This is a genomic window from Mucilaginibacter angelicae, assembly GCF_042434235.1.
Classification (GTDB): domain Bacteria; phylum Bacteroidota; class Bacteroidia; order Sphingobacteriales; family Sphingobacteriaceae; genus Mucilaginibacter; species Mucilaginibacter angelicae.
The window spans coordinates 455440-470044 of record NZ_JBHLTS010000021.1 but is presented as its reverse complement, the minus strand read 5'-3'; the positions used below and the strand labels follow the sequence as shown (position 1 = coordinate 470044).

Below are 14605 nucleotides of genomic sequence, written 5' to 3'. Positions count from 1 at the left end.
TGTTCTTCCAATTTTATAACAAATTGGCTTTAACATTACAACCTTTTAACTTTCCAACATAACAACAATTAAAAAACTAATTGGTGTTTCGCTTACTTTATGTTTTATTTGCAAAAACTAAAACTGATTAAATGGCCAAAAACTTACTAATAGTTGAATCACCGGCGAAAGCTAAGACCATTGAGGGTTACCTTGGTAAGGACTTTACAGTAAAGTCGAGCTATGGGCATATCCGTGATCTTGTTAAGTCGGAAGATGCAATTGACATAGCTAATAACTTTAAACAAAAGTATGAAGTACCTGCTGATAAAAAGCAGGTAGTTAGCGAATTAAAGAAGTTAGCTAAGGAAGCCGAAATGGTTTGGCTTGCATCGGACGAGGATCGCGAGGGTGAGGCCATTTCCTGGCATTTGTTTGAAACATTGGATCTGAAAGAAGCAAGCACCAAGCGGATCGTTTTTCATGAGATCACTAAACCGGCCATTTTAAAAGCAATAGATACACCACGTAAAATTGACTATAACCTGGTTAATGCCCAGCAGGCCCGCCGTGTTTTAGACAGGCTTGTAGGTTTTGAGCTCTCCCCTGTTCTGTGGAAAAAAGTAAAACCATCACTTTCTGCTGGTCGGGTACAATCAGTTGCAGTAAGGCTTATTGTAGATCGTGAGCGCGAGATCAATAAGTTTAAATCAGAAGCAGCATTTAAAATAGTAGCCATATTTGGCAAGGGCAAAGAGGCATTCAAAGCCGAACTGCCCGAACGTTTTGCAAAACAGGACGACGCTGAAAAGTTTTTACAGGATTGTATTGCTGCCGACTTTGATGTAAAATCGTTAGATACGCGGCCAACAAAGCGTTCGCCCGCCGCACCGTTCACTACTTCAACCCTGCAGCAGGAAGCCAGCCGCAAGCTTGGCTATTCGGTAGCACGTACCATGCAGGTTGCACAAAGGCTTTACGAATCGGGATATATTACCTATATGCGTACCGACTCGGTCAACCTCTCCGAACTGGCTTTAAATTCAGCCGCAAGCGAGATCGTATCAGCCTATGGCGAAAAATACCATCAGCAAAGGAGATATAAAACTAAGAATGCCAGCGCACAGGAAGCGCATGAGGCAATCAGGCCTACCTATTTCAACAACCATTCTATCGATGGCGAATCGGCTGAGAAGCGTTTATATGAGTTGATCTGGAAACGTGCCATCGCGTCGCAAATGAGCGAAGCCCAGTTTGAGAAAACCACCGCAAAGATTAGTATCTCAACTCGTAGTGAAGATTTGGTTGCCAACGGCGAAGTAATGAAATTTGATGGCTTCCTGAAAGTTTACCTCGAATCAAAGGATGATGAGGACGAGCCACAACAGGACGGTGAAAATGCCATGCTGCCGCCACTAACCAAGGATCAGCGTTTGGCTTTGCAGGAAATGTCGGCAACAGAACGCTTTTCGCGCCCTGCAGCCCGTTATACAGAGGCAAGCCTGGTGAAAAAACTGGAAGAGCTGGGTATCGGTCGCCCGTCAACCTACGCTCCTACTATCTCCACCATTCAAAACCGTGGTTATGTAGTTAAGGAAGAACGTGAGGGTAAGCAACGTAATTTCAGGGTGTTAACACTGAAAGCAGGAAGTATTGTTAAAGAAGAAAAAACAGAGAATACCGGTGCCGAACGCGGCAAACTGTTCCCAACTGATATCGGTGCTGTTGTGAACGATTTCCTGGTACAATACTTCAAGGACATCGTTGACTTTAATTTTACAGCCAGTGTTGAAAAACAATTTGACGAGATAGCACAGGGCCTTAAAGAATGGACAGATATGCTCCATGACTTTTACAACCCTTTCCATAAAGAAGTTGAAAGCACTATTGAGAAAGCCGACAAAGCCACCGGCGAGCGTGAATTAGGAGCCCACCCGGAAAACGGAAAGAAAGTTTCTGTGCGGATTGGCCGTTTCGGGCCATTTGTGCAGGTAGGTGAAAGCGCTACTGAAGAAAACGAAGAGAAACCGCTTTATGCGAGCCTTCGCAGTGGCCAGAGCATCGAAACCATCAGCATGGAGGAAGCGCTTGAACTGTTTAAATTACCTAAAGTGGTGGGCGAATATGAAGGCAAGGTAATGAAAGTGGCCATCGGCCGTTTCGGGCCTTATATCAGTCATAACAGCGCTTTTGTATCTTTACCTAAAGAGATTGACCCACATGATGTTACTGAGGAACAAGCCATTGAGCTCATTAATCTGAAACGTAAAAAAGATGCTGAAAAGCTGATCAAATCTTTTGATGAAGATCCGGAAGTAAAAGTATTGAACGGTCGTTGGGGCCCATATATTGAATTTGGCAAACTGAACGTTAAAATCCCTAAAGATAAAGATCCTTTAACCCTTACCTACGCAGAATGCAAGGCACTTGCCGATGCAACACCGAAGGATGCAAAAAAAGGACGCTTTGGTAAAGCTGCCGCATCGGCCAAGCCTGCTGCAACAAAAGCACCGGCTAAGAAAAAAGCGGCGCCAAAAAAGAAGTAGTGAATGGTTGATTAAGTTGATTAGGTGAGCGGTTTTCTAAAGATGCTTTAAATAAGCGAAACTTCTCACCTAATCAACCTAATCAACCCAATCAACCAAACAAATGAAAAAAGACCTGCCCGAAAATAATGTAAAGGATATTGCTATTGCAGTAGCACTGGAGAGCGAGACTGCGGAAAGTAAGGTATGGTATGTGTATCTCATCAATCTTAAAAATGAGCCGATAGAAAACGTGCTCATCACATCGAAAGGTTACGGCGAAAAAGATGGCGAACAGGTAAAAACCTCTGTGCTGAGGCATATGATCCCTGTTGTTGATAGCAAAGCTTATAAGCTTATTGAACCTATTGACGAACAAACCTTCGGCCTTAATAATGAGTTTTGGCTAAGCTATTACATCGGCAAAGACATTTTCGACAAGAAGTTTATTTTCCTTCCTGAAAGTATTGTGGAGATGAATTTTATCAGGATCCCGGTTTTAAACAAGCCCGGAGTTATGATAAAATAATTTTCTCTTTAAATTATTTATTGTCATAAATTTCATAATTTACCTGATAATAAATAAACCTATTTCATGGAAAACGGATATAGTCAATTCCGCAAACGCCGAACCTTAATCACTGTTGTCACCACCATTGCCCTTGTTTTACTCATCGTATACCTGGTAGCCAGCGGCCACAAAAAAACAGTAGTTGATCCTGCTTTCAGCAAGTATATCGAGTCGTACACCACAGGTGTTGTTTCCAAACAAAGCCCTATCCGTATCAGGCTGGCCAGTGATGTGCAGGTAACCCATCAGCAAAATGAGGAAATAACTGAAGATCTTTTCAACTTCTCTCCATCCATAAAAGGAAAGGCAATCTGGACGGATGCCCGCACCATCGAATTCAGGCCGGATGAAAAACTCGATCCGGGTAAAAACTATACGGCCGATTTTAAATTGAGCAAACTTATTGAAGTGCCAGGCCATTTTGAGCATTTCAAATTTAGTTTCCAGGTTATTCAACCTGATTTTACAGTTTCGTTTGTGGGTATGCAAACCGCCAGCAGCACATCAAACGCCGAAATGAAAATGACCGGCGATGTACAAACTGCTGATGCCGAAGACCCATCGGCTGTTGATAAGCTGCTCCTCCCCAACTATACATCACCGGTAAAAATCAACTGGGAACACGATGCTGCCCATAAAAATCATCACTTTACTATTACCGGCTTAACCCGCATTGCAGGCAAAGCCAACCCGCTTACCATTAACTGGGACGGCAGCAGCATAGGCGTTGATAAAAAAGGCAGTCAGAATTTTGAGGTGCCTGCCATTGGCGACTTTAAGGTACTGAATATTCGTGCCGTGCAGGATAATGATCAATATGTTGAAGTACAGTTTTCGGATAATATCCTGGTTGGCCAGGAACTTAACGGTCTTATCACAATCAATAACATATCCGATCCTGCCTACAGTATTGATGGCAGCCTGGTGAAAGTTTATGCCCCTGATCGCCTGCAGGGTGATTATACGGTATCCGTAAACGAAGGTGTGAAGAACACGCTTTTGAAAAGGATCACCAAGGGTTATACTGCCAATTTGTTTTTTGAAAATCGCCTGCCTGCCGTTACCATCCCCGGCAAGGGTGTGATCCTCCCCGATTCGGGCCGGATCATGATGCCTTTTGAGGCGGTTAACCTCAATGCGGTGGATGTTACCATCATCAAGATCTACGAAAACAATGTGCCTCAATATTTTCAGAGCAATGGCTTTGACGGCAGTGCCGAATTAAGGCAGGTTGGCAAACCTATCGTGCAAAAAACTATCCGGCTGGATACCGATAAAGGGCTTAACCTGAGCAAGAAAAACCGTTTTATGCTTGATCTCGATCAGATGATCCGTACCGAACCCGGTGCTATCTATCGCGTGGTGATCGGTTTCAGGCGGTCATACTCACTCTTTAACTGTAAAGTATACAGTGGCAAGGTTAAAAAAGATAACGGCGATGACGATGAAGAAGGTGGCTACTATGGCGGCGAATACAGCGATAATACCTCAAAGGTAAATGACGAGGACGATGATTTTTGGAAACGCTATGATAATTATTATCCCGAAGGTTACAACTGGCAGGAGCGTGATGATGCCTGCTCCGAATCATATTACAGCAAACAGCGCTGGGCAACCCGCAACATCATAGCATCAAATATTGGTCTCATTGCCAAACGCGGCAACGATAACAGCATGCTGGTAGCGGTTACCGATATTCTGAGTGCCCAGCCTATGGATAAAGTGGATCTGGAATTACTTGATTATCAAAAACAGGTAATCTACAAAACCACTACTGATGGAGACGGGCTTGCTAAATTCGACCTGAAACGGAAGCCTTACCTGCTGGTAGCCAAAAAGGGCGTACAACGCGGCTATTTAAAACTGGACGACGGCAGTTCATTGCCTTTATCAAGGTTTAACGTTGGCGGCGAAGAAGTACAGAACGGCCTCAAAGGTTTTCTTTATGGCGAACGTGGCGTTTGGCGTCCCGGTGATTCCATTTACACTTCATTTATTTTGGAAGATAAATTGAAAACCCTTCCCGCCGATCATCCGGTTGAATTTGAACTGTATGATCCGAGTGATAAGCTATACAGGCGCATTACCCAAACCAAAAGTTTGGATGGATTTTACAGTTTCCATACTGCAACAGAAACCTCATCCCCTACCGGCAACTGGACTGCCAAGGTTAAAGTGGGCGGCGCTACCTTTGAGAAAAAGATAAAGGTTGAAACCATCATGCCTAACAGGCTTAAGCTTAGTCTTTCCTTTGGCGGAGCTGCCGAACTAACCAAGGGCAACAATGCTAATGGCAAACTAAGCGCACAATGGCTTTTTGGCGGCGCAGCACAAAACTTAAAAGCTAAGGTTGATGCTTATCTGTCAGCACAAAACACCAGCTTCAAAAAATATAAGGATTATGTTTTTGACGATCCTACCCTTGCCTTTAACACCCAGGTACAAACCGTTTTTGACGGCAAACTGAGCGAAACCGGCATGGCCGATGTTGATGCCAATGTAAACGTGGAGAAACAGGCTCCAGGCCAGCTCCGTGCAAACTTCCTTGTTAAGGTATTTGAACCGGGCGGCAACTTTAGCATAAACCAGGTAAGTATGCCTTATAATGTTTATCCCGGCTATGTAGGGGTTAAAACGCCTGAAGGCAGCGACCTGTCGGGCATGCTGGTTACCGATAAAGACCATATGGTTGATATTGCCGATGTGGATGTTAACGGAAATGCCCTGCCGGGAAGCCGCGATGTACAGGTTGAACTTTACAAAGTACAGTGGCGCTGGTGGTGGGACCAAACCGGTAATGAAATGAGCAACTTCACCCAGGACAAATACAATAAGCTCATTAAAACCGAAACTGTAAAGCTGACCAATGGCGCAGGTAAATGGAAACTGCATATCAACAAAGCCGACTGGGGCCGGTACCTCATTAAAGTGAAAGATGAACAAACCGGCCACTCAACCGGCAAAATCATTTATGTTGATTGGCCAAACTGGTCGGAAAGGCTGCAATCAACTAATCCTACCGAGGCGGCAATGTTATCATTCACTTCAGATAAACCTGCTTATAAAGTTGGCGATGAGGCTACTCTGACCATTCCTACGGGCGAAGCCGGTCGTGCGCTGATCAGTTTTGAAAACGGCAGCAAGGTTTTAAAAACCACCTGGATAGATACCAAAAAGGGACAAACCCGCTACACATTTACGGTTGATGAAAGCATGGCCCCTAACGTTTTTGTAAACGTTACGCTGCTGCAAAAACATTCACAAACGGTTAATGACCTGCCCATCCGCATGTATGGGGCTATCCCACTGTCGGTTGAAAATCCTGAAACGATCCTGAAACCTCTTATCAGTATGCCTGATAAGATCAGGCCCGAAACACAATCGGCCATTACTGTATCAGAAGCATCGGGTAAGGAAATGACCTATACCATTGCCATTGTTGATGAAGGCTTGCTGGATATCACCAATTACAAAACGCCCGATCCGCATGATACCTTTTATGCGCGTGAAGCACTTGGTGTAAAAACCTGGGATTTGTTCGACTATGTGATAGGTGCCTTTGGCGGCGGTCTGGAGCGGATTTTAAGTATTGGTGGTGATGGGAACTTAGGTAACAACAAAAACGTATCTGTAAACCGTTTTAAACCTGTTGTAAAATTCCTTGGACCTTTTCACCTCAATGCAGGCGAAAAGCAAACACAGCGCTTTATATTGCCACAATACGTAGGTTCTGTCAAAGCCATGATAGTAGCCGGGCACAATGGCGCTTATGGCATTGCCGAAAAGGCCGTGGCAGTTAAGAAACCGCTAATGATCCTGGCTACCCTGCCTCGCGTACTTGGCCCATCTGAAAGTATCCAGTTGCCGGTTACTGTATTTGCTATGGAAAACAATATCAAATCTGTTAGCATACAGGTACAGAGCAATGCCTTCAGTAATCTTGGCGGCAATAATCAAAAAACGCTGACCTTTGATAAGCCCGGCGACCAAATGGTAACCTTCGACTTGAACGTGAAGGATTTTGTTGGCGTAGGTAAAGTAAAAATAATAGCTAAAAGTGGTTCGGAAACAGCAGCTTATGATGTTGAGCTTAATGTACGTAACCCTAATCCGCCAGTTACCCGAATCCTGCAAAAAGAGCTTGCACCGGGCGAAGTATGGAACACCGATTATCAGCCTGTTGGTATAAACGGCACCAATAAAGCTACGCTTGAGGTAGCTTATATCCCGCCGCTGAACCTTTCGAAACGTTTAGATTACCTGATAGAATACCCGCATGGCTGTGTGGAACAAACCACATCATCGGCATTTCCTCAGTTATATCTGAACCAGCTGCTTGACCTTTCACCTAAACAAAGGGCCGAAACAGATCGTAATATCAAAGCTACCATTAACCGGCTTAACGGCTTCCAGGTACAGGGTGGCGGCTTAAGTTACTGGCTGTATGGTGGCGAAGCCGATGAATGGGGAACCAATTACGCCGGGCACTTCATGTTAGCTGCACAAGCAAAAGGCTTCAGCATGCCGATAGGCTTTATTGACCGCTGGAAAAAATACCAGAAAGAAAAAGCACTAACCTGGGCACCACGTAAGCAGCCATATTATTACGAAGATGACCTTACCCAGGCCTATCGTTTATACCTGCTGGCCCTCGCCCGCTCGCCCGAAATGGGTGCGATGAACCGCCTGCGTGAGTTTGCGCTCTTGAGTGACGCAGCCGCATGGCGACTTGCCGCAGCTTATAAACTTGCCGGGCAGCCCGAAGTTGGCCTCAGGATGATAGCTAAATTATCAACTACTGTTAAACCGTACAACAGCCTGTTCGGCACCTATGGCTCCGACTTAAGGGATCAGGCTATGATACTGGAAACCCTTACCCTGCTTGGCCAAAAACAAAAAGCAGCCGGCATGGTACATACAGTTGCTGCCCGTCTATCGCAGGATGACTGGTACAGCACCCAAACAACAGCATACTCGCTGATAGCGCTGGCTCAATTCTACGGGCAAAACAAACCTGCGGGCAAGCTTGAATTTAACTATGCGGCAGGCAGCGCCAAAGCAACCATAAGCACAGCCTCGTACCTGTGGCAGGGAGCATTGGCAGGTAATGGAGGTAAAGTATACCTCAAGAATAACAGCAATAATAAGCTGTACATTAGGCTAATACAAAAAGGACAGCCATCATCAGGACAGGATACCCAATCAATTATTAATCCTGATGTATTACAGATGCGGGTTGGCTATTTCTCACTTAAAGGCAAACCGATAGACCCATCGTCATTAAAACAGGGAACTGATTTTGTTGCACAGGTAAATATCAAAAACCCGGGCAAACGCGGCAGGTATGATAACCTGGCCCTAACCCAGATCTTCCCTTCGGGTTGGGAAATATTGAATACCCGCCTGCTTGGGGACGAAGCATTTAAGTCATCACCATCTGATTATCGTGATATCCGTGACGACAGGGTAAATACATATTTCAGCTTATACGAAGGTCAGGAATCGACTTATTATGTGATGCTTAATGCGGCATACACCGGTAAATACTATCTCCCGGCGGTTTATTGCGAGGCTATGTATAATAACCAGATCAGCAGTTTGCTGAAAGGGCAATGGGTTGAGGTGGTAAAATAGGCTATAAATTCATATTAATCCTTGCGCTCGTTTTTAACAAGCGCAAGGATTAATATGAATTAAATCATGTCATTGCGAGCGCAGCGTGGCAATCGCACGGAAGCATAGCCGCCCTGTATAGTATGCGATTGCCACGCTGCGCTCGCAATGACATGATAAAAAAACGCTTTTTATTTATAACGTTAATAAAACCCTACAACCTGCCAGTTCTTGAAGGCTGATCTTTTGCAGATACATAGTTAAAACTTTGTGTTTGATCGCCAAGCTGGATCTTGAACTCGCCTGCTTCGGTTACGGTTTTGCTTACATCGTTCACAAAGGCCAAATCTTTCGGGGTTATTTTAAAAGTAATCGTTTTAGTTTCGCCGGGTTTCAGGCTGATCTTATCAAAAGCACGCAGACGTTTGGTATCGGGGGCGATGCTCGCGTAAAGCTGGCTGATGTATAACAGTACCGATTCTTTACCTTCCAGTTGGCCGGTATTTTTAACATCTACAGATATGGTCAGTGTTTCATTATCCTTAAGTTCAGGTTTGCTGATGTGCAGGTTATTGTAGCTAAATGTAGTGTAGCTGAGGCCGTAACCAAATTCATATAAAGGATTATAGCCATGTTTATCATCGGGATTACCGTTCTCTAAATTCTTGCGATAGTAATTCACCAATGCATTGGTGTAACGCGGATAAGTAATGGATAAACGGCCTGATGGATTTACATCGCCAAACAAGACACCGGCAATAGCATCCCCTCCTTCGTTGCCCGACAAATAGGCCATAATGGTGGCGGCCGATTTACTTTCGGCATCGGTAACAATTCGCGGACGGCCTTCGGCCAATACCAGGATCACCGGTTTACCGGTTTTGGCCAGCTCCAAAGCCAATTGAGTTTGTGCTGCAGGAAGGTTCAGATCGTCAATATTACCTACGTTTTCGGTATAGGAAAGTTCGCCCAGGCAAAGCACTATGGCATCGGCCTTTTTAGCTGCTTTCACCGCTTCATCTATATTTTGCAGGCTATCGAAAGCTGCACCGGCTTCATAACTCACATTATCCTTCCCTATTTTTTGTTGAATAGCTTCCAATATAGTGTTCTTCCCGGCTGCAAACTTATCCGACAAATCGCCTTGCCAGGTATAGCTCCAGCCACCATCCAATGAGCGCATGGTATTTGCCGTTGGGCCGGTTACCAGTATTTTCAGATCCTTTTTAAGCGGAAGTACATGGTTATTGTTCTTTAACAAAGTAATAGCCTCATTAGCCGCCTGGATACTGGCCTGCTTAAACTCATCCGATCCAAATTTTGGATAATCATCGGGGTTACCTACCGGGCGTTCAAATAAACCAAGCTCATATTTAACCTTTAAAATACGGTGTACGGCTTCATTAATACGGGCCATGGATACTTTGCCTTCTTTTACAAGTTCAATAAGGTAGGTATAAAAGGTGTAATCATAAGGTACCATGCTCATATCAACCCCTGCATTTACAGCAATCATTACGGCATCTTTTTGAGTTGCGGCTATGTGATGACGGTCATGCAGGTACTGGATATCGCGCCAGTCGGTTACGGCAATACCATCAAAATGCAATTCGCCCCGCAACACATCGGTTAGCAGGTATTTGCTGGCATGAACAGGCACACCGTTTATTTCGCCCGAATTGATCATCAATGTCTTCGCTCCTGCTTTAACGGCTTCGGCAAAGGATGGCAGGAAATATTCGCGCATGTAACGGTCGGGGATCCATGAAGGGGTGCGGTCTTTTCCGCTCAGCGGGAAACTGTAGCCAAGATAATGTTTCATACAGGCGGCAACATGGTATTTATCGCCCACATCATTGCCCTGGTAGCCTTTTATGATTTCGGCCCCCATGGTTTTCACCACATATGGATCTTCGCCAAGGGTTTCGTAAATACGCGGCCACAATGCCGACCGGCCCAGATCCAGTACCGGCGAATAATTCCATGGGATATAGCTTGCACGGGTTTCATAGGCGGTGATCTCCCCCATTTTATGTGCAAGGCTTTTATTAAAAGTTGCTGCCAAAGCTATTTCCTGCGGGAATAAAGTACTGCCAACCGTATAGGTAACACCGTGGATAGCATCGATACCATAAATAACAGGAATTTTCAGGCGGTCCTGGTCGGCAGCTTTCTGGATCTGTGAGATCACATCGTACCAATGGCTGCGCTCATAGGCAGTTCCGGTAACATTCAATATCGAACCTACATGATATTTCATGATGGCCTCTTTCAGCTTATCAGGATCAAGTTCATGAGCACCGCCTCCGGTTTTGGAAACAACATCGGAAGTTACCTCGGTCATTTGCCCTACCTTTTCTTCAAGCGTCATTTTAGCTATCAGGGCGTCAACCTTTTTATCTATAGGGCCAGTGGCTGCCACCTTCTTTTGAGCTTGCACGGTACAGCATAACCCGTTGAGTAATGCGAGCCCCAGTACAGTAATGTAAATCTTTTTCATGTTGTGAGAGTTTTATGTTTATTTAGTTGATTCCTATTTCTTATTACTACCTAATTCGAGCTGTAAAGCCTCTATCGCGTTAGCCAGATAGGCCAGCGGGGCATTCCAGTTTATAGCAATTTCATTAGCGGCATAAGCCCGCTCATCGTCGATATAAGCTTCATCGGGTACTTTTGATGGCACTTTAATACCATCCTGCATACCGGGGTTTGAGCCACCAACCAGTAAACCAGGTACGGGATCAACTACTCCATCAGCCGCAGATGGCCTGTGGTGAGGATGCATCGGCGTTTTAGTTCCATAACCGGTAACAAAGGAATAGCCTGTGCCATTGCGCCCAAGCAGATAGTCCAGATTAGCCAAGGCATAATCCAGGTATTTTTTATTGTGAGATAATTTATAAGCCTGGATGAGCAGAATACCTTCATTTGCAGCCTCGGATGTACTGCCCCAGCCAAAATGCCTTACGGATTTAGTCATGACCGTTTGGTAGGCATTGGAATCAACTCCGCTGATCATATCATCGGCAGTGCTGATCAGCCGTTTCCTGATCTCTGTCATCTCCGGTATGGCTTTCTCTGTAATATCATTTTTGATCAATGTATAATAACCGAGCAACCTAACCTGCGACCATGTTGGCACCGGCATCCGGTTATCAGCTAAAAGGCTGATATTTTTAAGATAGTCCACGCTACCAGTAGTAGCCACCAACTCTGATGCAGCCCAGATAAACTCATCGGTAAAGTTATTATCGCCATAAGCACCTGTAGTGATCTTCGGCTCGAACTTCTTATTCATTTCATCCTGCCGGTAGGCCACTTCCGGATTTTTAAGGGCCCAGCCCCAGGCTTTTTGAGCAGCCGTTAAACATGAATCGGCTAAGCCCGGCAATTCATGCGGATATTGTTTGAAGATGCGGGAGGCCTGTGCCATAACAGCGGCAAAATCAAGTGTGGCTGCCGTACCTTTTTGTACTACATAGCGTGGCGATGGATCTTTATCAGGCATTTCAAACTTATCGAAAGCGGCATTGGTAAGCTTGTGGTATACGCCACCATCGGCAGGGTCCTGCATGGTAAGCATCCAGCGAAGGTTCCAAAGCACCTCGTCCAAAACATCAGGGATCCTGTTATTGCTTTCGGGGATATTAAGCTTAACGGTTTTCATATAAACAGGAAAATCCTCGTATAAAGAAAGCAGCGTGCTTGTAGTAATACCACTGTTTACGATATACTTGTTGTAATCGCCGGCATCATACCACCCTTTGGGCGATGAGATCACTGAACCAGCCTTGCGTCCCTCATTTGCAGCAGATGGATGGATCAGCACAACAGTATCGGGATGCCCTCCTGCCCTATGCCATTTACCGGCATATTTTTCGGGCAATGGCGTGCCCGAACGCATAAAATAGTAAGCTTTGATGGAGGCTGATGCCACAGCTTTATGAACAGAGGCTTTAACTTCAAAAGGATAAGAATAACCTACCGACGGAACGTAAAGTATATATCTGCCCGGCTTTGTAAACGCGCTAAAATCAGCAGACTGAACCACGTGCCCGGCAAAGTTTGGCTTTAATGAAGTTTTCAGCTTTCCGGTAAATACAGTTTGCCTTTGGATGGTCTGGATAAAAAAGTCACCCTCTTTATCACTTAAAACAATAGCTCTTTTGACGGCTACAGGATAAAAACCTATTTGGTTAAGGCGGATAGGTTTTGAAGTTGTATCGCTTTGCTGTGCCGAAGCACTACTTCCGATCAGCAATAGCGCAAATAAAGATTTGCTAAATGATGTAAAGAGGTACTTTTTCATCTGCCCTGAATTTTAGGAAACACCCGAAACCTGCGTTTAAACAGATAACGGATGTATAAATGGCAGATAAATATAGGTGTACGTTGTACAATAAGTATAATACTATTCTGTCAATTATAAGCTAAAGTATAATACTAAATATACAATCGATTGTATTTGCAATCTATTCCAGTTCACCTTTTGTACAGTGTACCTTCAAATTAAGTACAATAACTCCATTTACTCTTTAATCTCTCCGCTTATATATTCCTTACCCATCAACAGGCAACCACAGTTAATTAATCACAAAATTTGGATAAAAGTACTGCTTAACAAAAACCGTATCTTTTAATCCGGGATTACCTTCGGCCTGCAAAAATATCTTTGCCTCTACCAACCATTTAGTTTGATCGGCCCGGTTATTAGGAGTGGTATTTATACCTTTAACATAGCCATCTACAGGTTTAAATGGGGCCTCATACATGAAACATGTTGGGCATGATCGATTAAACTGGATCTTGCCGGCAAGTATGTCAGTTTTTGTAAGTGAAAAACTTTTACCCGGCATGGGAGTCTTGATATATAAAGTAGTTGTTATGCCAGATGTTTGCTGGGTGCTCCAAAACACGCGGTATGTACCAGGCTTAAGAGTGTTATATCCCTCAAAATCGGCTTGCTCTGTAAACAAAAAGCTACAACCCGAACCTGTAACACAGGTGGTTAAATTTTTATCGTCGATAGCTGGTTCAGCTTTTTCGCCTTTTTGCTTGCTGCAAGAGTTAAGGATTGTGATGCTGCCAAGCAACAGTAATGACAGGATAAGTTTTGATCTCATATTAAAGGTTATTTATACTAAACAATACGTATATACAACCAACTGTGCTACAATAAACTATATTAAATTTTCATTAACCGCACACATTGAACGATCTTAAACCGCAGGTAAAAAATAGTTCAGCCTGGTTAATACATTTTTCAATATTACATCGCTGAAACCACTTTCTTCAACCATATTCACTATCCGGGAGCTATAGTACTCTTTGGTAAGGTTGTCCAGTTCAATACCAAGTGCTTTAGATAAAATCATTAGCTTTTCCGGGGCCGGACTTTTCTTTCCACATTCAATCCGGCTTAGTTCAGCACGGTCAATATTTGTTTCACGTCCAAGTTCCTCCTGCGAAATTTTCAATGCCAGGCGATGCTTTTTGATAAACGCCCCAAAACTGAGATTGCCTGAAGTTTCCTGTACTATTTTATTAACATTGCCCTTGTCTTCAGGATCTGTAAAAGACAGAGCAGGTAATTGCCCAGCATGGTTTAAGTTATCAAACAACGAAAAAAAACGGGATACCATCCTGTTAAACAAAGGAATATCTATGCTATAAACTGTATTGGCTTTTGTTCCACTTATCTTTATGATACCTGTCGTTTTTAGTTCGGCTATATGCTTCAGGATATTTTCCATTTCAAATGGCACATTGCAAATCTCTTTTTTACTGATAGAATTGCCATTTTCAATAATCATCCTGATTATATAAACCCTTACCGGGAGAGCGAGGATGCGGGCAAACCGGGCCAGCTCACTATCGGTTTCAGTAAATTTTGATTTTAATGACAGCATAGATATGA

General features: G+C 44.1%; 7 protein-coding genes. 3 read left to right on the top strand and 4 right to left on the bottom strand.

Annotation, left to right across the window (positions count from 1 at the left end):
• Window positions 1-131: 131 nt before the first annotated feature.
• The 3 genes from topA to ACFFGT_RS11510 all read left to right on the top strand — a co-directional run bounded on the left by topA (window position 132) and on the right by ACFFGT_RS11510 (window position 8709).
• A complete protein-coding gene (gene topA / locus ACFFGT_RS11520) occupies window positions 132-2525 on the top strand; it encodes a type I DNA topoisomerase (RefSeq protein WP_377022679.1) in 2394 nt (797 codons plus the stop codon).
• 103 nt (window positions 2526-2628) lie between these two features.
• Window positions 2629-3033, top strand: a complete 405-nt coding sequence (locus ACFFGT_RS11515; RefSeq protein WP_377022678.1) for a hypothetical protein — start codon at window positions 2629-2631, stop codon at window positions 3031-3033.
• Between the two features lie 66 nt (window positions 3034-3099).
• The gene (locus ACFFGT_RS11510) at window positions 3100-8709 is read left to right on the top strand and encodes an alpha-2-macroglobulin family protein (protein WP_377022677.1); all 5610 of its coding nucleotides are present in this window, start codon (window positions 3100-3102) and stop codon (window positions 8707-8709) included.
• A 193-nt stretch (window positions 8710-8902) separates the two neighbouring features.
• Here the strand turns inward: ACFFGT_RS11510 and ACFFGT_RS11505 are convergent, their stop codons facing one another.
• The 4 genes from ACFFGT_RS11505 to ACFFGT_RS11490 all read right to left on the bottom strand — a co-directional run bounded on the left by ACFFGT_RS11505 (window position 8903) and on the right by ACFFGT_RS11490 (window position 14597).
• The gene (locus ACFFGT_RS11505) at window positions 8903-11188 is read right to left on the bottom strand and encodes a glycoside hydrolase family 3 N-terminal domain-containing protein (protein ID WP_377022676.1); all 2286 of its coding nucleotides are present in this window, start codon (window positions 11186-11188) and stop codon (window positions 8903-8905) included.
• A 33-nt stretch (window positions 11189-11221) separates the two neighbouring features.
• Window positions 11222-12997 (bottom strand): glycoside hydrolase family 9 protein, encoded by a 1776-nt coding sequence (locus tag ACFFGT_RS11500; protein WP_377022675.1) that lies wholly within the window; start codon window positions 12995-12997, stop codon window positions 11222-11224.
• Between the two features lie 274 nt (window positions 12998-13271).
• Window positions 13272-13811: a hypothetical protein gene (locus ACFFGT_RS11495; protein WP_377022674.1), complete on the bottom strand. Its 540-nt coding sequence runs from the start codon at window positions 13809-13811 to the stop codon at window positions 13272-13274.
• Between the two features lie 96 nt (window positions 13812-13907).
• Window positions 13908-14597: a helix-turn-helix domain-containing protein gene (locus tag ACFFGT_RS11490; RefSeq protein ID WP_377022673.1), complete on the bottom strand. Its 690-nt coding sequence runs from the start codon at window positions 14595-14597 to the stop codon at window positions 13908-13910.
• Window positions 14598-14605: the final 8 nt, after the last annotated feature.

Bases quoted from the DNA above. Each gene is read 5' to 3' on its own strand.
- ACFFGT_RS11495 (WP_377022674.1), bottom strand. From the start codon at position 13,811: ATGAGATCAAAACTTATCCTGTCATTACTGTTGCTTGGCAGCATCACA.
- ACFFGT_RS11505 (WP_377022676.1), bottom strand. From the start codon at position 11,188: ATGAAAAAGATTTACATTACTGTACTGGGGCTCGCATTACTCAACGGG.
- ACFFGT_RS11500 (WP_377022675.1), bottom strand. From the start codon at position 12,997: ATGAAAAAGTACCTCTTTACATCATTTAGCAAATCTTTATTTGCGCTA.
- ACFFGT_RS11490 (WP_377022673.1), bottom strand. From the start codon at position 14,597: ATGCTGTCATTAAAATCAAAATTTACTGAAACCGATAGTGAGCTGGCC.
- topA (WP_377022679.1), top strand. From the start codon at position 132: ATGGCCAAAAACTTACTAATAGTTGAATCACCGGCGAAAGCTAAGACC.
- ACFFGT_RS11510 (WP_377022677.1), top strand. From the start codon at position 3,100: ATGGAAAACGGATATAGTCAATTCCGCAAACGCCGAACCTTAATCACT.
- ACFFGT_RS11515 (WP_377022678.1), top strand. From the start codon at position 2,629: ATGAAAAAAGACCTGCCCGAAAATAATGTAAAGGATATTGCTATTGCA.